The organism is Sphingobium sp. DN12, assembly GCF_051058005.1.
GTDB classification, from domain to species: domain Bacteria; phylum Pseudomonadota; class Alphaproteobacteria; order Sphingomonadales; family Sphingomonadaceae; genus Sphingobium; species Sphingobium yanoikuyae.
The window spans coordinates 829,209-848,876 of record NZ_CP173717.1 but is presented as its reverse complement, the minus strand read 5'-3'; the positions used below and the strand labels follow the sequence as shown (position 1 = coordinate 848,876).

Here is a 19,668-nt window from a genome sequence, read left to right as displayed (position 1 = left end):
TGCCGTCATCTCGCTCCAGATGTTTCCGGCTACGCGCGAAAGCGCCGTCCGCATCTGCCCAAAGGTCGGACGCGAACGGCAGTCTGGCCTAAATCATCCGCGGATCAGCAGTACGTCGACGATCGGCTTCTTGCCGGTCCAGCGGGTGGCGGTACGGCGCACGGCGAGGCGCAGGCGTTCCCGCAGGGCTTCCTGCTCCATCGAACCCTTGGCGACGGCGGCGGCCGCTTCCTCGGCCGCTTCGGCGAGGAAGGCATCCTTGTCTTCCTCCACCGGCACGCCCTGGGTGCGCAGCACGGGTTCGCCGATCAGCCGGTTCTTGGCATCGAGTGCCACGGCGACGCTGATCTGGCCGTGCAGGCCGAGCTTGCGCCGTTCGTTCATGGTCGCGCCGTCGGCGGGCAGGATGACATCGCCGTCGAGGACCAGACGGCCGGTATCCTCATGGCCGATGATCGTCGGCTTGCCCGGCGCCAGGCGCAGCAGGTCGCCGTTTGACTGCACCACGGCATCCGGGATGCCGGTGGCGAGGCCAAGCCGCGCCTGCTCCGCCATGTGGCGACGCTCGCCATGGACCGGCAGCAGGATGGCGGGGCGGATCCAGCGATACATGGATTCCAGTTCCGGGCGGCCCGGATGGCCCGAGACATGGACCTCGGCCTGGCGGTCGGTCACCATGATGATGCCCTTGGTCGCCAGCGCATTCTGAATGCGGCCGATCGCTATCTCATTGCCCGGAATCTGCTTGGACGAGAAGACGACGGTGTCGCCTTCGGCCAGCTTGATCGGGTGGCTGTCAAAGGCGATGCGCGACAGGGCGGCGCGCGCCTCGCCCTGGCCGCCGGTGGCGATGAACATCACTTCCGAGCGGGGCAGGTCCATCGCATCGTCCCAGGCGACCAGCGGCGGGAAATCCTTGAGATAGCCGGCGGCCTTGGCGGTGCTGATGATGCGATCGAGCGAGCGGCCGGCGACGCACAGCTTGCGCCCGGTGGCGGCCGCGACCTCGCCCAGCGTCTGCACGCGCGCAGCGTTCGACGCGAAGGTGGTGACCAGCACGCGGCCCTTGGCTGCCGCGACGGTCTGCATCAGGCCATCGCGCACCGTGCTTTCAGAACCCGATGGTTCTGGATTGAAGACATTGGTGCTGTCGCACACCAGAGCCAGCACGCCCTCGTCACCGATCGCGGTCAGCTCCTCCGGCGTGGAGGGCTGTCCGAGCAGCGGGGCGGCGTCCAGCTTCCAGTCGCCAGTGTGGAAGATGCGGCCGTGCGGCGTGTCGATCAGGACGGCATTGCCCTCCGGGATCGAGTGCGCCAGCGGCACATAGCGGAAGCCGAACGGGCCGAGATTGAAGCTGCCTTCATTCTCGATGACGTGGAGCTTCACCTCCTTGGTCAGGCCCTCTTCCTCCAGCTTCAGCCGGATCAGGCCGGCGGTGAAGGGCGTGGCATAGAGCGGCACGCCCAGGTCCGCCGCCAGATAGGGGATGGCGCCGATATGATCTTCATGGCCATGGGTCAGCACGATGCCCAGCAGGTCGTCCTTGCGCTCCTCGATGAAGGCAAGGTCGGGCAACACCAGTTCGACGCCGGGATAAAGCGGGTCGGCAAAGGTCAGGCCGAGATCGACCATGACCCATTTGCCCTGGCAACCATAAAGATTGACGTTCATGCCGATCTCGCCCGAGCCACCGAGGGCCAGGAAGAGCAGCTCGTCCTTGGGTGTCATTCTGTCTGTAAACTCCGTTCGTACAGCAATGCGAGGCCCTGGATCGTCAGGTCGGGCGCGATCGCATCGAAAATATCGCTATTGTCATTGAAGAGGACGGCGAGTCCTCCGGTCGAAATCACTTTGGTCGGGCGGCCGATCTCGGCGCGCATCCGGGCGACCAGCCCCTCCATCATCGCCACATAGCCCCAGAAGACGCCGATCAGCATGGCGTCGGCCGTGGTCCGACCGATAACCGATCGGTTCTCCGGCGGGGCGATCGCGATGCGGGGCAGCTTGGCCGCGGCCGCCACCAGCGCATCGAGCGACAGGTTGATGCCCGGCGCGATAATGCCGCCCTTATAGGCGCCGCGATAATCCACCACGTCGAAGGTCGTCGCCGTGCCGAAGTCGATGACGATCAGGTCGCCCTCATAAAGATGGTGGGCCGCGATCGCGTTTACAACCCGGTCGGCGCCGACCGAGGCCGGTTCCGCCACGTCCAGTTCGATGCCCCAATCGACCGGTGACTGACCGGCAACCAGCGCCGTCGTCTTGAAATATTTGTCGGCCAGCACCTGAAGATTGTGGAGCGCACGCGGCACGACCGTGGCGACGATCACCGCGTCGACATCGGCCATGGCATAGCCTTCCAGCATCAAGAGCTGGTTCAGCCACACCGCATATTCGTCAGCCGTGCGGCGCGGGTCGGTGGCGATGCGCCAGCGCGTCTTGATCTCACGCCCGTCGAGCAGCGCGAAAACGACATTGGTGTTGCCCGCGTCGATCGCGAGAAGCATGGCCGAACCCTCAGATGAGAAAGATATCGCCGGCATGAATGGCACGGGTGTCGCCATTCGCCAAGCGCAGGATCAACATGCCCTGGCTGTCGAGCGTGCCGAAGCCACCCTCCACCACGTCGCCGTCGGGCTGGACGACACGCATCGGCGTGCCGGTCGGGTGGGCGTTGAGCAGCCAGTGGGTGCGCACCGGATCGAGCCCCTGCGCGCGCCAGATCGCCAGCCAATGGCCGAAAAGCTGGGCGAGGCGCTCCAGCAGCGCCGCGGCATCCGCCCCCTCCCCGCCCGCGCCCTGGGCTGCGAGGCTGGTGACCGGACGGTCGAGACCTTCAGGAAAATGGGTGACGTTGATGCCGATGCCGACGACCACGGCATCGCCGGTGCGTTCCAGCAGGATGCCGGCGATCTTCGCGCCATCGACCAATATGTCATTGGGCCATTTGATCCGCGCCTGCCCGGCACAGAGCGGCGCGACCAGCGCATGGACGGCGTTCGCCGCGACCAGCGCCAGCGTGTGCGCCATCGGGTCGCCCGGCTGCAGCCGGATCAGGGTCGAGCAATAGAGATTGCCGACCGGGCTTTCCCACGCCCGGCCCAAACGACCGCGGCCTCCGGACTGTCGCTTTGCGCGCAGCCAGAGGCCCTCGGTTTCACCCTGCTCCGCCAATGCCAGCATGTCGGCATTGGTGGAACCGGTTTCTTCTACGGTGCGAAACTGCGTCAGAACAGCGAAGCCGCCGCAGCCGCGCTGGCCTTGTCCAGCAGCGGGTTGAGCAGATAACCAAAGACGATCACGATGGCGCAGGCGGCCATGATGATGTTTTCGACCGCCCCGCCCTTCGCCTCATAGGGCGCGGCCGGCTCGTCGAAATAGATCGTCTTGATGATCTTGAGATAATAGAAGGCGCCGATCACCGACATGGCGATGCCGAAGGCGGCGAGCGCGGTAAGGTTGGCAGCGACCGCGGCATCGAACACCAGGAACTTCGCCCAGAAGCCGAACAGCGGCGGGATACCGGCCATCGAGAACATGAAGATCGCGAAGGCGGCCGACAGGCCCTTGCGCGACTGCGACAGGCCGGCAAGGCTGGCGATCGTGTCGACCGGCTTGCCGTCGGCATCCCGCATCTGAAGAATGCAGGCGAAGGCGCCGATGGTCATGACGACGTAGATCGCCATGTAGCTCATCGTCGCGGCGACGCCGGCGGGCGTGCCGGCGGCGAGGCCAACCAGCGCGAAGCCGACATTGTTGATCGACGAATAGGCCATCAGACGCTTGATGCTGGTCTGGCCGATCGCCGCAACCGCACCGAACAGGATCGACGCGAGCGCAACGAAGATGATGATCTGCTGCCAGTCGAGACCGGCCGGGCCGAGCGCTTCGATCGCAACGCGGACCATCAGGCCCATCGCGGCGACCTTGGGCGCGCTGCCGAAGAAGGCAGTGACCGGCGTCGGCGCACCTTCATAAACGTCGGGCGTCCACATGTGGAACGGCACGGCGCTGATCTTGAAGGCAAGGCCCGCGAGCACGAAGACCAGGCCGAACAGTTCGCCCTTCGACACGCCGTCACCCATGGCGATGGCGATGCCGTCGAACGCGGTCGAACCGGTGAAGCCGTAGAGCAGCGAGATGCCGTAGAGCAGGATGCCGCTGGCCAGCGAACCGAGCACGAAATATTTCAGGCCCGCTTCCGACGACTTTTCGTCCTGGCGCATGAAGCTGGCCAGCACGTAGGACGCAAGGCTGTTCATTTCCAGGCCGACATAGAGCGTCAGCATGTCGCCGGCCGAGACCATCATGCCCATGCCGATGGCGGCAAAGACGATCAGGACGGCATATTCGGGACGCAGCGCGCCGCCGGTGGCGAAGAAGCGCGGGGCCAGCAGGATAGCCGCACCGGCCGCGCCATAGATCAGCGCCTTGGCATAGACCGAGAAGGCGTCGGCACGGACCAGGCCGTCGAACGCGACCGGGCCATGCGCCATCGAGGTGCAGAGGCTGAGGCCGGCGGCGAGCAGTGCCAGCACCGCCAGCCAGTTGACGGCATGGGTCGAGCGGTCACCACCGAAGGCGGCGATCAGCATCAGCACCAGGCCGGAGCCGGTGAGGATGAGTTCCGGCAATACGGCCAGAAGGGAAGCGGTTTCGATCATTAGTGCGCCTCCCCGTGCGCAGCGGCTTCTTCATGATGGCCCTCGCCTACCGGCTTGGGCGCACCCATCTTGATCTGGGAATCTCCTGCGGGAGCCGCAGGGGCGAGACGCGCTTCGAGCGCGCGGATGTCGGGACGCATCGGGGCCAGGAAGCTTTCCGGATAGACGCCCATCCAGAGCACCGCCGCGGCAATCGGGGCGAGCAGCCAGATTTCACGCGCCGACAGGTCGGGCATGGCGGCGGCATCGGCGTTCACCTGATCGCCGTAGCAGATGCGGCGATAGAGGTAGAGCATATAGGCCGCACCCAGGATGATGCCGGTGGTGCAGATCAGCGCCGCCCAGGTCGAAACCTGATAGATGCCCATCAGCGACAGGAATTCGCCGACGAAGTTGCTGGTGCCCGGCAGACCGACCGAAGCCATGGTGAAGAGCAGGAACAGCACGGCGTAGCGCGGCATGTTGATCGCGAGGCCACCATAGCGGTTGATCTCACGGGTGTGCAGGCGGTCATAGATGACGCCGACGCACAGAAACAGCGCGCCCGACACCAGGCCGTGGCCCAGCATGACCATCATCGCACCTTCCAGGCCCGCCTGGTTGAAGGCGAACAGACCGATGGTGACGATCGCCATGTGCGCGACCGACGAATAGGCGATCAGCTTCTTCATGTCCGACTGAACCAGCGCGATGAGGCTGGTATAGACGACGGCGACCATCGACAGGCCCCAGACCCAGGGCGCGAGCTGCGCCGAGGCTTCCGGGAACATCGGCAGCGAGAAGCGGATGAAGCCATAGCCACCCATCTTCAGCAGCACGCCTGCCAGGATGACCGAACCGGCGGTCGGCGCCTGAACGTGCGCGTCGGGCAGCCAGGTGTGGACCGGCCACATCGGCATCTTCACCGCAAAGCTGGCGAAGAAGGCCAGGAACAGCCAGATCTGGATCTTCGGATCGAAGTTGTAGGCCATCAGGTCGGGAATGCGGGTCGTGCCGGCCTCATGCACCATCCACATCATCGCGATCAGCATCAGGACCGAGCCGAGCAGCGTGTAGAGGAAGAATTTGTACGAGGCGTAGATACGGTTCGCACCACCCCAGATACCGATGATCAGATACATCGGGATCAGGCCGGCTTCGAACATGATGTAGAAGAGGTAGAGATCCTGCGCGGTGAAGACGCCGATCATCAGCACCTCCATGAACAGGAACGCCGCCATATATTCGCCGACGCGCTTGTTGATCGCGTTCCAGCTGGCGCCGATGCAGATCGGCATCAGGAACACGGTCAGCGCGATCAGCAGCAAGGCGATGCCGTCGATCCCGAGCGCCCACGCGAAGCGGCCGAAGATCGGCGCATATTCGGTGAACTGCCACTGGGCGCCGGCGCCCGACTGATCGAAATTGACCCACAGGACGATGCCCAGGACCAGATCGACCAGCGTGGCGATCAGCGCAATCCAGCGCGCATTATTGGCGCCAGCGAAGAGGCAGGCGATGGCACCAGCCATCGGCACTGCCATCATCAGGGAGAGGATGGGGAAGCCGTCCATTATCGTGTCATCGCCCAGGTTGCAGCCGCGGCGAGGCCAATCAGCATCACCAGCGCATAGGTGTAGAGGTAGCCGGACTGAAGCCGACGGGTGATCTTGTTGCCCTGCACGACCAGAGCAGCCAGCCCGTTGGGGCCGAAGCGGTCGATGAAGCCGACGTCACCGAACTGCCAGAAGAAGCGGCCGATGGCGAAGGCGGGCTTGACGAACAGGAAGTTGTACAGCTCGTCAAAATACCACTTGTTCAGCAGGAACTGGTGCAGGGCGCCGAAGGTGGCGACGAAGCGCCGCGGCCAGTCGGTGTTCTTGATGTAGGCGAGCCAGGCAATGACCAGGCCGGTCAGCATCACGGTGAACGGACCGAACTTGACCCAGGTCGGCACTTCATGCGCGGCGTGCATCAGGTGGCTGTCGAACGCGAGCGCGCCCTTCCAGAACTCGATGCCCCCTTCCGGACCAATGAACTGGTCGTGGAAGACGAAGCCGGCGAACACGGCGCCCAGGCTGAGCACGAGCAGCGGGATCAGCATGACCAGGCCGCTTTCATGCGGGTGGTAGCCACCGGTGCCGTCGCCAGCGTCATGGGCATGATGGTCATGGCCATGATCGGCGTGGGCATGGGCATGATCGTCATGATCATGGCCGGCATGGGCGTGATCGTCATGGCCGTGGCCGTGATCGTCGTGCCCATGGGAGTCATGGAGGGCATGCTGGATATGTTCCGACTGGGTCCAGCGCGGCTTGCCGAAGAAGGTCAGGAAGACCAGGCGCCAGCTGTAGAAGCTGGTCAGCAGCGCGGCGAACACGCCGACATAATAGGCCCCGATGCCCGCACCGCCCGAAGCGAAGGCCGCTTCGAGAATGCCGTCCTTCGAATAGAAGCCGGCGAAACCGACGCCGACGAGCGGCAGGCCGACGCCCGTGATGGCGAGAGTGCCGAGCGTCATGGTCCAGAAGGTCACGGGGATCTTCTTACGCAGGCCGCCATAGTAGCGCATGTCCTGCTCATGGTGCATCGCATGGATGACCGAGCCGGCGCCCAGGAACAGCAGCGCCTTGAAGAAGGCGTGGGTGAAGAGGTGGAACATCGCCGCGCCATAGGCGCCGCAACCGGCCGCGAAGAACATGTAGCCCAGCTGCGAACAGGTCGAATAGGCGATGACGCGCTTGATGTCGGTCTGCACGGTGCCGACGGTGGCAGCGAACAGACAGGTGGCGGCACCGACATAGGTGACGACGGTCAGCGCGGTCGGCGACATTTCGAACATCGGCGACAGACGGCAGACCATGAAGACGCCGGCGGTGACCATGGTGGCCGCGTGGATCAGCGCCGACACCGGGGTCGGGCCTTCCATCGCGTCGGGAAGCCAGGTGTGAAGGCCGAGCTGCGCCGACTTGCCCATCGCGCCGATGAACAGCAGCAGGCAGAGCACGGTCATGGTGTCGAAGCGGTGACCCAGGAAGCCGATGGTCGAACCCGCCATCGACGGGGCCATTTCCAGGATTTCCGGGATCGAGATGGTATTGAACACCAGATAGGTGCCGAAAATGCCCATCATGAAACCAAGGTCGCCGACGCGGTTGACGACGAACGCCTTGATCGCGGCCGCGTTGGCCGAGGGCTTACGGAACCAGAAACCGATCAGCAGGTAGGAGGCCAGACCCACGCCTTCCCAACCGAAGAACATCTGCAGCAGATTGTTCGCGGTCACGAGCATCAGCATCGCGAAGGTGAAGAGCGAGAGATAGGCGAAGAAGCGCGGCTGATCCGGCTCTTCGTCCATATAGCCCCAGCTATAGAGGTGGACGAGGCTGGACACGCTGGTGATGACCACCAGCATGACCGCCGTCATGGTGTCGACCCGCAGCGCCCACTGGGCGTCGAAGCTGCCGCTTTCGATCCAGGTGAAGACGGGCGCGACATAGGGTTCGGCGTGGCCGGTCAGGAAGCTGATGAAGATCGGCCAGGACATGGCGCAGGCTGCGAACAGCGCGCCAGTCGTGACGATCTTCGCCGGGATCTTGCCCAGGGCCTTGTTGCCTAGGCCGGCGATGGCTGCGGCGAGCAGCGGGAGAAGGACGATAAGCTGGATCATGGGATTTGGCTCAGCCCTTCATCCGGTTGACATCGTCGACGGCGATGGTGCCGCGACCACGGAAGTAAATGACGAGGATGGCGAGGCCGATGGCCGCTTCACCCGCCGCGACGGTCAGCACGAACATCGAGAAGACCTGGCCCACCAGATCGCCCAGGAAGGCGCTGAAGGCGACGAGGTTGATGTTCACGCTGAGGAGGATCAGCTCGATCGCCATCAGGATGATGATGACATTCTTGCGGTTGATGAAGATGCCGAGCACCCCCATCACGAAGAGGATGGCGCTGACCACCATATAATGTTGAAGGCCGATCACAGCTCCACCCCCTGCCCCACGGGCTGATTGATGTTGCGCACGGCGTCCTGCGGACGACGGCGGTTCTGCTTGGCAACATTCTGGCCACGGACGCCGCCACGGGCACGATGGGTCAGCACGATGGCGCCGATCATCGCGACCAGCAGGACGATACCCGCCGCCTCGAACAGGAAGATGTAGCGGGTGTAGAGGATACCGCCGATCGCCTGGATGTTGGAAAGTTCCGGATTGGCCGGGGCCGCACGCTGCGCGAGTTCGATCGGGCCGGCGCTCCACAGGCCGATGCCCAGGACGATTTCCGCCAGCAGCACCAGCGCGATCAGCAGGCCGAACGGCAGATAGCTGACGAAGCCGGCGCGCAGTTCGGCGAAGTCGATGTCGAGCATCATGACGACGAACAGGAACAGCACCGCGACCGCACCGACATAGACGATGACAAGCAGCATCGCGATGAATTCGGCGCCGAGCAGGATCATCAGACCGGCAGCGTTGAAGAAGGCCAGGATCAGCCAGAGGACCGAGTGGACCGGGTTGCGCGACAATATCGTGAGCGCGCCGCTGCTCACCACCAGAATGGCGAACAGGTAAAAGGCGAGGACGTGGATCACAGGTTCATATTCCCTTTGACGCCGGCGGCTTAACGATAGGGGGCATCGGCAGCAAGATTGGCAGCGATCGCGCGCTCCCACTTGTCACCGTTTTCCAGGAGCTTGGCCTTGTCGTAGATCAGCTCCTCGCGGGTTTCGGTCGCGAACTCGAAGTTCGGGCCCTCGACAATCGCATCGACCGGGCAGGCTTCCTGGCAGAAGCCGCAATAGATGCACTTGGTCATGTCGATGTCGTAGCGCGTGGTGCGGCGGCTGCCATCGTCGCGCGGCTGCGCCTCGATGGTGATCGCCTGCGCCGGACAGATGGCCTCGCACAGCTTGCACGCAATGCAGCGCTCTTCCCCGTTGGGGTAGCGGCGCAGCGCATGTTCACCACGGAAACGCGGCGAAATCGGGTTCTTCTCATAGGGGTAGTTGATCGTCGCCTTGGGCTTGAAGAAATACTTCAAGGTCAGCCAGTGCGCCTTCACGAACTCCCAGAGGGTGAAGCTTTTGACGTAGTAACCGAGGCTCATTGTGCGCCTCCATAGCGCGTCAGCATGAGGAAGCCCGAAACCAGGAAGACGAAGAAGAGCGAGGTCGGCAGGAAGATCTTCCAGCCCAGCCGCATCAGCTGGTCATAACGGTAGCGGGGCACCGTCGCCTTCACCCAGGAAAAGACGAAGAAGAAGAAGGCGATCTTGAGCAGGAACCAGATGATGCCCGGCACCAGGTACAGCGGCGCCCAGTCGAACGGCGGCAGATAGCCACCCCAGAACAGGATCGCGTTGAGGCCGCACATCAGGATGACGTTGGCATATTCGCCGAGCCAGAACAGGGCGAAGGCCATCGACGAATATTCGGTCTGGTAACCCGCGACCAGTTCGGATTCCGCTTCGGTAAGGTCGAACGGCGCGCGCGCCGTTTCCGCCATGGCCGAAATCAGGAACATGATCGCCATCGGGAACAGCAGCGGGTTGAAGCCGTTGCCGTTGAGGAAACCATAATACCCCTTCTGGCTTTCCACGATCGCCGACATGTTGAAGCTGCCGGCCCACAGCACGACGGTGATCAGGATGAAGCCGATCGAGACTTCATAGCTGATCATCTGCGCACTGGCGCGGATCGCGGAGTAGAAGGGATATTTGGAGTTGGACGCCCAGCCCGCCAGCACCACGCCATAGACGCCGAGCGACGAGATGGCGAGGATGTAGAGCAGGCCGACATTGATGTTCGACACCAGCACGCCGACGCCGAAGGGGATGACGGCCCAGGCCATCAGCGCCACGGTGAAGGTGATGATCGGCGCGATCAGGAACAGGGCCTTGTTCGACGCCGAGGGAACGATGGTTTCCTGCAGGAAGACCTTGAGGCCGTCCGCGAAGGACTGAAGCAGGCCCAGCGGGCCGACGACGTTGGGACCACGGCGCAGCGCCATGGCGGCCCAGATCTTGCGGTCGGCATAGATGATCATGGCGACGGCCAGCATCAGCGGCAGTGCGATGACCAGAATACCGATAATGGTCGAAAGCAGCCAGGCGCCCTCGAAAGGCAGGCCAAGGCCTTGGAAGAAAGCGGTCACTCTGCGGCCTCCGCGAAGCTTTCACCATGGATCAGCTCGGCCGAGCATTGCTGCATCGTCGGGCTGGCGCGGCAGATCGCGTTGGTGAGGTAGAAATCCTTGATCGGCGAACCCAGCTCGCCGGTCGCACCGGTGGGCAGCGACGGGACCGACCAACCATAGTCGGCGATACCTTCGACGCCCAGCGCGGGAACCGCCTTGACCATTTCGGCGCGCAGCGCGTCGAAGCTGTCGAACGGCAGCTTGGCACCCAGCGCTTCCGACAGGGCGCGCAGGATCGACCAGTCCTCGCGGGCGTCGCCCGGCGCGAACACGGCCTTTTCACCGAACTGCACCCGGCCTTCCAGGTTGACGTAGGTGCCGGCCTTTTCGGCATAGCTTGCGCCCGGCAGGATCACGTCCGCCGCGTGGGCGCCCTTGTCACCATGATGGCCGACATAGACCTTGAAGCTGCCCTCGAAGGCCGAATAGTCGACCTCGTCGGCGCCCAGCGAGAAGAGCAGCTTCGGCGCGGCCGCAGCCACCGCCTTGATGCCGCCCTTGGTCGCATAGCCCAGCATCAGGCCGCCCATGCGGGCCGCCGCGAAGTGCAGGACATTGTAGCCGTTCCAGCCGTCCTTGATCAGGCCCAGCGTCTCGACCAGCGCCAGCGTGTCGCCATGCGCGCCGTCCTTGGCCAGCACGCCGCCGCCGACGATCATCGCCGGACGGGCAGCGCCCTTGAAGGCTTCGAGCACGGCGTCCGGCAGCTTGGCCAGCAGCGACGCGTCATTGCCCAGCCATTCGACCTTGTAGGTCAGATCGAATTCGGGACCGACGGCGAAGACCTTCGCGCCCTTCTTGATCGCCTTGCGGATGCGGGTGTTCACCAGCGGCGCTTCCCAGCGCAGGTTGGTGCCGACCAGCAGGATGACGTCCGCGGTTTCGAGATCGGCCAGCGGCGTGTTGAACACCACCGACGACAGGCTCGACACGTCGTAGGACAGGCCGGTCTGACGGCCTTCCAACAGCGAACCGCCGAGCTTTTCGACCAGCGCCTTGCCGGCGAACATGGTTTCGCAGTCGAGCAGGTCACCGGCGATCGCCGCGACGCTGCCGCCATGCTGGACGGCGGCGACGGCGGCAAAGGCTTCCGCCCAGGTCGCCGGAACCAGCTTGCCATCCTTGCGGACGAACGGCTTGTCGAGACGCTTGCGGACCAGACCGTCGACATTGTGACGGGTCTTGTCCGACGCCCACTCCTCGTTCACGTCATCATTGATGCGCGGCACGGCGCGCAGCACCTGACGACCACGGCTGTCGAGGCGGATGTTGGTGCCGAGCGCGTCCATCACGTCGATCGCATGGGTCTTCTTGAGTTCCCACGGACGCGCTTCGAAAGCGTAGGGCTTGGCGGTCAGCGCACCGACCGGGCAGAGATCGACCACATTGCCCGACAGCTCGCTCTTGGCGGCATGTTCGAGATAGGTGGTGATCTGCATATTTTCGCCGCGATAGATGGCGCCGATTTCCGGCACGCCCGCGACTTCCTCTGCAAAGCGCACGCAACGGGTGCACTGGATGCAGCGGGTCATGACCGTCTTGACGATCGGCCCCATATTCTTCTCGGTGACGGCGCGCTTATTCTCGTCATAGCGCGACGAGCCACGGCCATAGGCGACCGACTGGTCCTGCAGGTCGCACTCGCCACCCTGGTCGCAGATCGGGCAATCCAGCGGGTGGTTGATGAGCAGGAACTCCATCACCCCTTCGCGGGCCTTCTTGACCATTTCGCTGTCGGTGCGGATTTCCTGGCCTTCGGTGGCCGGAAGCGCGCACGACGCCTGCGGCTTGGGCGGCCCAGGCTTCACCTCGACCAGGCACATGCGGCAATTGCCGGCGATGGAAAGGCGCTCATGATAGCAGAAACGGGGGATTTCCTTCCCCGCCTGCTCGCAAGCCTGGAGGACTGTGGCGCCCGCCGGGACTTCGAGTTCTACGCCGTCTACTTTGACCTTCGGCATGGTTACTCCGCTGCCTCCATGACGGGGGCACTACCCTTGTTCTCGTTGATCCGGCGCTCGATTTCCGGACGGAAGTGCCGGATCAGCCCCTGGATCGGCCATGCCGCTGCGTCGCCAAGCGCGCAGATGGTGTGGCCTTCAACCTGCTTGGTCACCTGGAACAGCATGTCGATTTCGCTCTGGTCGGCGTCGCCGGTGCGCAGACGCTCCATGACGCGCCACATCCAGCCGGTGCCTTCGCGGCACGGCGTGCACTGGCCGCAGCTCTCATGCTTGTAGAAGTAGGAGAGACGCGAAATGGCGCGGACGATGTCGGTCGACTTGTCCATGACGATGACGGCGGCGGTGCCCAGGCCCGAGCCCAGCGCGCGCAGACCGTCAAAGTCCATCGGTGCGTCCATGATTTCCTTCGCAGGAACCAGCGGCACCGACGACCCGCCCGGAATGACCGCGAGCAGATTGTCCCAGCCGCCACGGATGCCGCCGCAATGGCGATCGATCAGTTCGCGGAACGGGATCGACATCGATTCCTCGACGACGCAGGGCTTGTTCACATGACCGCTGATCTGGAACAGCTTGGTGCCGCGGTTATTCTCACGGCCAAAACCGTTGAACCAGGCGGCGCCGCGACGCAGGATCGTCGGCGCAACCGCGATCGACTCCACGTTGTTCACGGTGGTCGGGCAACCATAGAGGCCCGCGCCGGCCGGGAAAGGCGGCTTCAGGCGGGGCTGGCCCTTCTTGCCCTCGATGCTTTCGATCTGGGCGGTTTCCTCGCCACAGATGTAAGCGCCGGCGCCACGATGGACGAACACGTCGAAATCATAACCCGAACCGCAGGCATTCTTGCCGATAAAGCCCTTTTCATAGGCCTGCTCGACGGCGGCGAAGAGCACCTTCGCCTCATAGATGAACTCGCCGCGGATATAGATGTAGGCGGCACGCGCCCGCATCGCGAAACCGGCGATCAGCGCGCCTTCGATCAGCTTGTGCGGATCGTGGCGGATGATTTCGCGGTCCTTGCACGAACCCGGTTCGGATTCGTCGGCGTTGATGACCAGGAAGCTGGGACGGCCGTCCTTGCTTTCCTTGGGCATGAAGCTCCACTTCATGCCGGTCGGGAAGCCGGCGCCGCCGCGGCCGCGCAGGTTCGACGCCTTGATGGTGTCGATGATCGCGTCCTGGCCGATTTCCATCAGCTTCTTGGTATTGTCCCAATCGCCACGCTTCATCGCGGCGTCGATGCCCCAATCCTGGAATCCGTGGACGTTGGTGAAGATGCGGTCCTTGTCGGACAGCGGCCCGACGAAGGGGGCCGGTGCGGGTGCATCGGTCATGCCGTCGCTCCTTCGTTCCATTGACCGCGATAGTCGTGATTTTCGCCGACCATCTCCTTGAGGGTGGTCGGGCCACCTTCCGGCGCGCTGGTCTGGCGATCGATCTGCGGGCCGATCTTGGGCTGGCCGCCGGCGGCCAGCGTTTCCAGGATGGCGATGGTGCTGTCGTAGGTCAGATCTTCGAAATTATCGTCGTTGATCTGGACCATCGGCGCGTTGGCGCAGGCACCAAGGCATTCAACCTCATTGAGGGTGAACAGGCCATCGGGGGTCGTGCCGCCCTTGACCAGGCCCTTGTTCTTGCACGCGGCAAAGACATCGTCCGACCCGCGCAGCATGCACGGCGTCGTGCCGCAGACCTGCACATGGTAGCGGCCGACCGGCGCCAGATTGTACATGGTGTAGAAGGTCGCGACCTCATAGACGCGCATGTACGGCATATCGAGCTGGCGCCCGATATATTCCATGACCGGGACCGGCAGCCAGCCATTGGTCTGGGTTTCGGCACCGACCTGGCGCTGGGCCAGATCGAGCAGCGGCATCACCGCCGACTGCTGGCGACCAGCGGGATAGCGCGCGATGACCTTCTTGGCCTGCTCGGCATTTTCGGGCGTCCACTCGAACGCGCCCCAGCGCGCGCGGGTTTCGGCCTCATCGGGGATATGAACTGCGTCAGCCATTATCGGTCACATTCTCCGAACACGATGTCCATCGCGCCCAGTACAGCGGTTGTATCGGCCAGCATGTGGCCCTTCATCATGAAGTCCATCGCCTGCAGATGGCTGAAGGCGGTCGGGCGGATCTTGCAGCGATAGGGCTTGTTGGAGCCGTCGCTGACCAGATAGACGCCGAATTCGCCCTTCGGGCTTTCGGTCGCCACATAGACTTCGCCCGCGGGGACGTGGAAGCCCTCGGTATAGAGCTTGAAGTGGTGGATCAGCGCTTCCATGTCCCGCTTCATCTCGCCGCGCTTGGGCGGGGAGACCTTGCGGTCGAAGCTGGCGATCGGCCCTTCGGGCATTTCGCTGAGGCACTGCTTCATGATGCGCGCGGACTGGCGCACTTCCTCGACGCGGACCATAAAACGGTCATAGCAGTCAAACGCAGTGCCGACCGGAACGTCGAAGTCCATGCGGTCATAGACGTCGTAGGGCTGCGCCTTGCGGATGTCCCAGGCGATGCCCGAACCACGCAGCATCGGGCCGGAGAAGCCCCACTTCAGCGCATCTTCCTTGCTGACGATCGAGATGTCGACATTGCGCTGCTTGAAGATGCGGTTGTCGACAACCAGGCTCATCGCGTCCTCGAACAGGCGCGGCAGACGGGTGTCGAGCCAGTCGGCGATGTCGGTCAGCAGCTTGAGCGGCACGTCCTGATGGACGCCACCCGGCCGGAAATAGGCCGAGTGCATGCGAGCGCCCGACGCGCGCTCGAAGAAGTTGAGGCAATCCTCGCGGATTTCGAACAGCCACAGGTTCGGCGTCATCGCGCCGACGTCCATGACGTGCGAACCCAGGTTCAGCATGTGATTGCAGATACGGGTCAGTTCCGCGAAGAACACGCGCAGATATTGCGCGCGCAGCGGCACTTCCAGGTTCAGCAGCTTTTCGACCGCCAGGACATAGCTATGCTCCATGCCGAGCGGCGAACAATAGTCCAGCCGGTCGAAATAGGGCAGCGCCTGCATATAGGTCTTGTGCTCGATCAGCTTTTCGGTGCCGCGATGCAGCAGGCCGACATGCGGGTCGCAGCGCTCGACGATTTCGCCGTCCAGTTCCATGACCAGACGCAGAACGCCGTGCGCCGCAGGGTGCTGCGGACCGAAGTTGATCGTGTAGTTCTGGATTTCCGTGTCACCATAGGCCGGATCGGCCGCATCGGTGACATGATCCATCTTTTCGAGATAGTCGGACATCAGGCCTTGCCCTCCGCCTTTTCGTCGCCCGGAAGCACGTATTGCGCGCCTTCCCACGGGCTCATGAAGTCGAAGCTGCGGAAGTCCTGGGCCAGCTTCACCGGCTCATAGACGACGCGCTTGTCTTCTTCGGAATAGCGCAGCTCGACATAGCCGGTCAGCGGGAAGTCCTTGCGCTGCGGATGCCCCTTGAAGCCATAGTCGGTCAGGATGCGACGCAGGTCGGTATTGCCGTCGAAGATGACGCCATACATGTCGAACACTTCGCGCTCCAGCCAGCCGGCGACCGGCCAGAGGTGCGTGACGGTCGGCACCGGCGTATCCTCGTCGGTCGACACCTTGACGCGGACGCGGTGGTTCCGCGTGACGCTGAGCAGGTGATAGGCGACCTCGAACCGGTCCGGACGTTCCGGATAGTCGACGCCCGCAATTTCCATCAGCTGCTGGTAATGCGCCATGTCGCGCAGCGCGACCATGGCATTGGCCAGGTCGTCGCGCGCGACAACGAAGGTCAGCTCGTCGGCATGATCGATGGTTTCGATCAGCATCGACCCCAGCAGGGCGCCGATTTCCTCGGCGATCCCTTCGGGGTTCACGATCTTGGGTGCAGAATGGCCCATATTAACGCTCAATCGTCCCGATCCGGCGGATCTTCCGCTGCAGCTGCATGATGCCGTAGAGCAGAGCTTCGGCAGTGGGCGGGCAGCCCGGCACATAGATGTCGACCGGCACGATGCGGTCACAGCCACGGACGACCGAATAGCTATAGTGGTAGTAACCACCGCCATTGGCGCAGCTGCCCATCGAAATCACATATTTCGGGTTGGACATCTGGTCATAGACCTTGCGGAGCGCCGGCGCCATCTTGTTGCACAGCGTGCCCGCGACGATCATCACGTCCGACTGGCGCGGAGACGCGCGCGGCGCGGCGCCGAAGCGCTCCATGTCGTAGCGCGGCATGTTGACGTGGATCATCTCCACGGCGCAGCAGGCCAGACCGAAGGTCATCCACCACAGCGAACCCGTGCGGGCCCACTGGAACAGTTCCTCGGTCGAGGTGACAAGGAAGCCCTTGTCGCTGACTTCACTGCTGAGCGCGTTGAAGAAGTCCTGGTCGGGCTGCGTCCCCATCGGCGGCATGGTGCCGGGAATGGGGCTGGTCAGTTCTACTCCCAATCGAGTGCTCCCTTCTTCCACGCATAGACGAGGCCGAGCACCAGCTCCGCTATGAAGATCATCATCGTCGCCCAGCCGGCCCAGCCGATCTGGTCAAGGCTCACCGCCCAGGGAAAGAGGAATGCCGCTTCCAGGTCGAAAATGATGAACAGGATGGCGACAAGGTAGAAACGCACGTCGAACTGGCTGCGCGGCTCTTCAAATGCGGGGAAGCCGCATTCATATTCGGACAGCTTGGCAGGATCGGGCTTGTGCGCACCGGTCAGGCGGCCAACCAGCATCGGCAAGAAGACGAAGGTGCTGGAGAGCAGCAGAGCGATCCCGAGAAAGATCAGGATCGGCAGATATTGGCTGAGATCGACCAATGGAATCCCCTGGGCGAAAATTGTTCTGGGGGGCCTTTAGGCCTGCTGCATATGCGAAGCAAGGGGCGAACCTGTGAGAATGATTCGCAACAATTGCAAAGGCTTGATCGCGTTACCAAAAGCGCAAGAGACGATTGCCGCAGACACAAAAAAACAGGCGCCGGACCACCTTTGGAAGCCCGAAGACTCGCCGCGGTGGGCCGACGCCCTTTGCTCTTAAATCAGAAGCTTAGCAGAGCATGATTCACGCCATCGGTGGAAACGCGGAGCGCCTCCCCCAACGCGGCCAGGTACTTAGCGCAGCGCGCCGGCCACCAGCTTGTGCAGCTTGCTGTGGGTCGCGTCATTGCCCGCGATCACTTCCTTGCGGTCGATCATCTGGTCGCCGCCACGGAAGTCGCTGACGAAGCCGCCGGCCTCGCGCACCATCAGGATGCCGGCCGCCACGTCCCAGGGCTGCAGGCCGCTTTCCCAGAAGCCGTCATAGCGGCCCGAGGCGACATGGGCGAGGTCGAGCGAAGCGGCACCGAAGCGACGCAGGCCAGCGACCGAAGGCGCCACCGCACCGAAGATGCGGGTCCATTCGGCCATGTTGCCATGACCCATGAACGGGATGCCGGTGGCGATCAGGCAGTCGGCGAGGTCACGGCGGGCCGAGACGCGCAGACGCTGGTCATGACGCCAGGCGCCACGATTCTTTTCCGCCCAATAGCTTTCGTCGGTGACCGGCTGATAGATCAGGCCCGAGGTCACTTCGCGCTTGCCGCCGAACAAAGGCTCCTCGACCGCGATCGAGATGGCGAAGTGCGGGATGCCGTGCAGGAAGTTGGTGGTGCCGTCGAGCGGATCGATGATCCAACGCGGCTTGTTGGGATCACCCTCGATCACCCCGCCCTCTTCCAGCAGGAAGCCCCAGTCGGGACGCGCCTTCTGCAATTCCTCGACCAGCGTCTGTTCGGCCTGCTTGTCGGCCTTGGACACGAAGTCCGCCGGCCCCTTGCGCGACACCTGCAGATGCTCGACCTCGCCGAAGTCGCGGCGCAGCTTAGAGCCGGCCTTGCGGGCGGCGCGTTCCATGACGGTGAGAAGGCCGGAATGGGATACCATGTAAAATCTCCGCCGCCCCGGTGGGCGGCCTTTGCTTTATTTCTTGGGGGCGGGCTTGGCGGCGGCCGGACGATAGCCACAGGTGCCGGCGATCACCGCCAGCATCTGCGAGGGATCCTTGCGGTTCACCTTGCCCGGATTGCCCGCGATCACCTTGTCGGTCGCCGCACTGATCTGCGACAGCGAATTGCTGTAGAGGCATTCGAACAGCGCGGTCTTGACCGGCTGCTCGACGTCCTTCGACTCCAGCGCGCTGCTGATGACCTGTAGCACATAGGCCGCACTGTCGATCTGCGCCTTGGACGGCTTGTTGACCGTCTGGGCAGGGAGCGCAGCCGGCAGGGCGCCGATCGCGAGGATGACGGCGACTGCCATGCTGCGCCCGAACCGCATCAGTCGGCCCGCTTCACATATTCGCGCTCATAGACATCGACCACGATGCGCGTGCCGGTGACGATGTGCGGCGGAACCATGACGCGGACGCCATTGTCGAGGATCGCCGGCTTGTAGCTGGCCGATGCGGTCTGGCCCTTCACCACGGCGTCGGCTTCGACGATGGTCGCTTCGACCGTCTCGGGCAGCTGGACGCTGATCGGACGTTCCTCATACATTTCCAGCATGACCATCATGCCGTCCTGCAGGAAGGCGGCGGCATCGCCGACCAGGTCCATCGGCAGGTTGATCTGGTCATAGGTTTCGGTGTCCATGAACACCAGCATGTCACCCTCGGGGTAGAGATACTGGAAATCCTTGGTGTCGAGGCGAATGCGCTCGACGCTCTCGGCCGAGCGGAAGCGGACATTGTTCTTGCGGCCATCGATCAGGTTCTTCAGCTCCACCTGCATATAGGCGCCGCCCTTGCCGGGCTGGGTGTGCTGAATCTTGACGGCGCGCCACAAGCCACCCTCATATTCGATATTGTTGCCGGGACGAATGTCCACGCCGCTGATCTTCATGGGAAGAG

General features: G+C 63.5%; 19 protein-coding genes and 1 pseudogene. All 20 read right to left on the bottom strand.

Features of this window, described 5'->3' with window-relative positions:
* Positions 1-93 precede the first annotated feature (93 nt).
* Positions 94-1,731, bottom strand: coding sequence for a ribonuclease J (locus ACI6S0_RS04070; RefSeq protein WP_434405025.1), 1,638 nt, complete (start codon positions 1,729-1,731; stop codon positions 94-96).
* A complete protein-coding gene (locus ACI6S0_RS04065; protein ID WP_037507523.1) occupies positions 1,728-2,510 on the bottom strand; it encodes a type III pantothenate kinase in 783 nt (260 codons plus the stop codon). The genes ACI6S0_RS04070 and ACI6S0_RS04065 overlap by 4 nt, the downstream gene beginning before the upstream one ends.
* 10 nt (positions 2,511-2,520) lie before the next feature.
* The gene (locus tag ACI6S0_RS04060; protein ID WP_434405901.1) at positions 2,521-3,234 is read right to left on the bottom strand and encodes a biotin--[acetyl-CoA-carboxylase] ligase; all 714 of its coding nucleotides are present in this window, start codon (positions 3,232-3,234) and stop codon (positions 2,521-2,523) included.
* Positions 3,231-4,667: an NADH-quinone oxidoreductase subunit NuoN gene (gene nuoN / locus ACI6S0_RS04055; protein ID WP_004211750.1), complete on the bottom strand. Its 1,437-nt coding sequence runs from the start codon at positions 4,665-4,667 to the stop codon at positions 3,231-3,233. The genes ACI6S0_RS04060 and nuoN overlap by 4 nt, the downstream gene beginning before the upstream one ends.
* The gene (locus ACI6S0_RS04050; protein ID WP_007714750.1) at positions 4,667-6,220 is read right to left on the bottom strand and encodes an NADH-quinone oxidoreductase subunit M; all 1,554 of its coding nucleotides are present in this window, start codon (positions 6,218-6,220) and stop codon (positions 4,667-4,669) included. The genes nuoN and ACI6S0_RS04050 overlap by 1 nt, the downstream gene beginning before the upstream one ends.
* Positions 6,220-8,316 carry an NADH-quinone oxidoreductase subunit L gene (gene nuoL / locus ACI6S0_RS04045; RefSeq protein WP_434405023.1) on the bottom strand — a complete coding sequence of 699 codons (2,097 nt, stop codon included), beginning with the start codon at positions 8,314-8,316 and terminating at the stop codon, positions 6,220-6,222. The genes ACI6S0_RS04050 and nuoL overlap by 1 nt, the downstream gene beginning before the upstream one ends.
* A gap of 10 nt (positions 8,317-8,326) precedes the next feature.
* Complete coding sequence (nuoK, locus tag ACI6S0_RS04040) at positions 8,327-8,632, bottom strand: NADH-quinone oxidoreductase subunit NuoK (RefSeq protein ID WP_004211745.1); 306 nt, start codon at positions 8,630-8,632, stop codon at positions 8,327-8,329.
* Positions 8,629-9,240 carry an NADH-quinone oxidoreductase subunit J gene (locus ACI6S0_RS04035; RefSeq protein WP_004211740.1) on the bottom strand — a complete coding sequence of 204 codons (612 nt, stop codon included), beginning with the start codon at positions 9,238-9,240 and terminating at the stop codon, positions 8,629-8,631. Before ACI6S0_RS04035 ends, nuoK begins: the two co-directional genes overlap by 4 nt.
* A 29-nt stretch (positions 9,241-9,269) precedes the next feature.
* A complete protein-coding gene (gene nuoI / locus ACI6S0_RS04030; RefSeq protein WP_004211738.1) occupies positions 9,270-9,755 on the bottom strand; it encodes an NADH-quinone oxidoreductase subunit NuoI in 486 nt (161 codons plus the stop codon).
* Positions 9,752-10,801 carry an NADH-quinone oxidoreductase subunit NuoH gene (gene nuoH, locus ACI6S0_RS04025; protein WP_434405019.1) on the bottom strand — a complete coding sequence of 350 codons (1,050 nt, stop codon included), beginning with the start codon at positions 10,799-10,801 and terminating at the stop codon, positions 9,752-9,754. The genes nuoI and nuoH overlap by 4 nt, the downstream gene beginning before the upstream one ends.
* Complete coding sequence (gene nuoG / locus ACI6S0_RS04020; RefSeq protein WP_434405017.1) at positions 10,798-12,804, bottom strand: NADH-quinone oxidoreductase subunit NuoG; 2,007 nt, start codon at positions 12,802-12,804, stop codon at positions 10,798-10,800. The genes nuoH and nuoG overlap by 4 nt, the downstream gene beginning before the upstream one ends.
* Before the next feature lie 2 nt (positions 12,805-12,806).
* Positions 12,807-14,141 (bottom strand): NADH-quinone oxidoreductase subunit NuoF, encoded by a 1,335-nt coding sequence (gene nuoF / locus ACI6S0_RS04015; RefSeq protein WP_434405016.1) that lies wholly within the window; start codon positions 14,139-14,141, stop codon positions 12,807-12,809.
* Positions 14,138-14,821, bottom strand: coding sequence for a complex I 24 kDa subunit family protein (locus ACI6S0_RS04010; RefSeq protein WP_004211734.1), 684 nt, complete (start codon positions 14,819-14,821; stop codon positions 14,138-14,140). Before ACI6S0_RS04010 ends, nuoF begins: the two co-directional genes overlap by 4 nt.
* A complete protein-coding gene (locus ACI6S0_RS04005) occupies positions 14,821-16,056 on the bottom strand; it encodes an NADH-quinone oxidoreductase subunit D (RefSeq protein WP_303761681.1) in 1,236 nt (411 codons plus the stop codon). The genes ACI6S0_RS04010 and ACI6S0_RS04005 overlap by 1 nt, the downstream gene beginning before the upstream one ends.
* A 5-nt stretch (positions 16,057-16,061) precedes the next feature.
* Positions 16,062-16,676, bottom strand: a pseudogene (locus ACI6S0_RS04000) (NADH-quinone oxidoreductase subunit C); the annotation flags it as partial.
* A 1-nt stretch (position 16,677) separates the two neighbouring features.
* Positions 16,678-17,232 (bottom strand): NuoB/complex I 20 kDa subunit family protein, encoded by a 555-nt coding sequence (locus tag ACI6S0_RS03995; protein ID WP_004211730.1) that lies wholly within the window; start codon positions 17,230-17,232, stop codon positions 16,678-16,680.
* Complete coding sequence (locus tag ACI6S0_RS03990) at positions 17,223-17,597, bottom strand: NADH-quinone oxidoreductase subunit A (RefSeq protein WP_004211729.1); 375 nt, start codon at positions 17,595-17,597, stop codon at positions 17,223-17,225. Before ACI6S0_RS03990 ends, ACI6S0_RS03995 begins: the two co-directional genes overlap by 10 nt.
* A gap of 294 nt (positions 17,598-17,891) precedes the next feature.
* On the bottom strand, positions 17,892-18,704 hold the full coding sequence (locus ACI6S0_RS03985) for an inositol monophosphatase family protein (protein ID WP_004211727.1): 813 nt from the start codon (positions 18,702-18,704) through the stop codon (positions 17,892-17,894).
* Positions 18,705-18,740: 36 nt separating this feature from the next.
* Complete coding sequence (locus ACI6S0_RS03980) at positions 18,741-19,079, bottom strand: hypothetical protein (protein WP_434405014.1); 339 nt, start codon at positions 19,077-19,079, stop codon at positions 18,741-18,743.
* A 17-nt stretch (positions 19,080-19,096) separates the two neighbouring features.
* The gene (efp, locus tag ACI6S0_RS03975; RefSeq protein ID WP_004211725.1) at positions 19,097-19,660 is read right to left on the bottom strand and encodes an elongation factor P; all 564 of its coding nucleotides are present in this window, start codon (positions 19,658-19,660) and stop codon (positions 19,097-19,099) included.
* Positions 19,661-19,668: the final 8 nt, after the last annotated feature.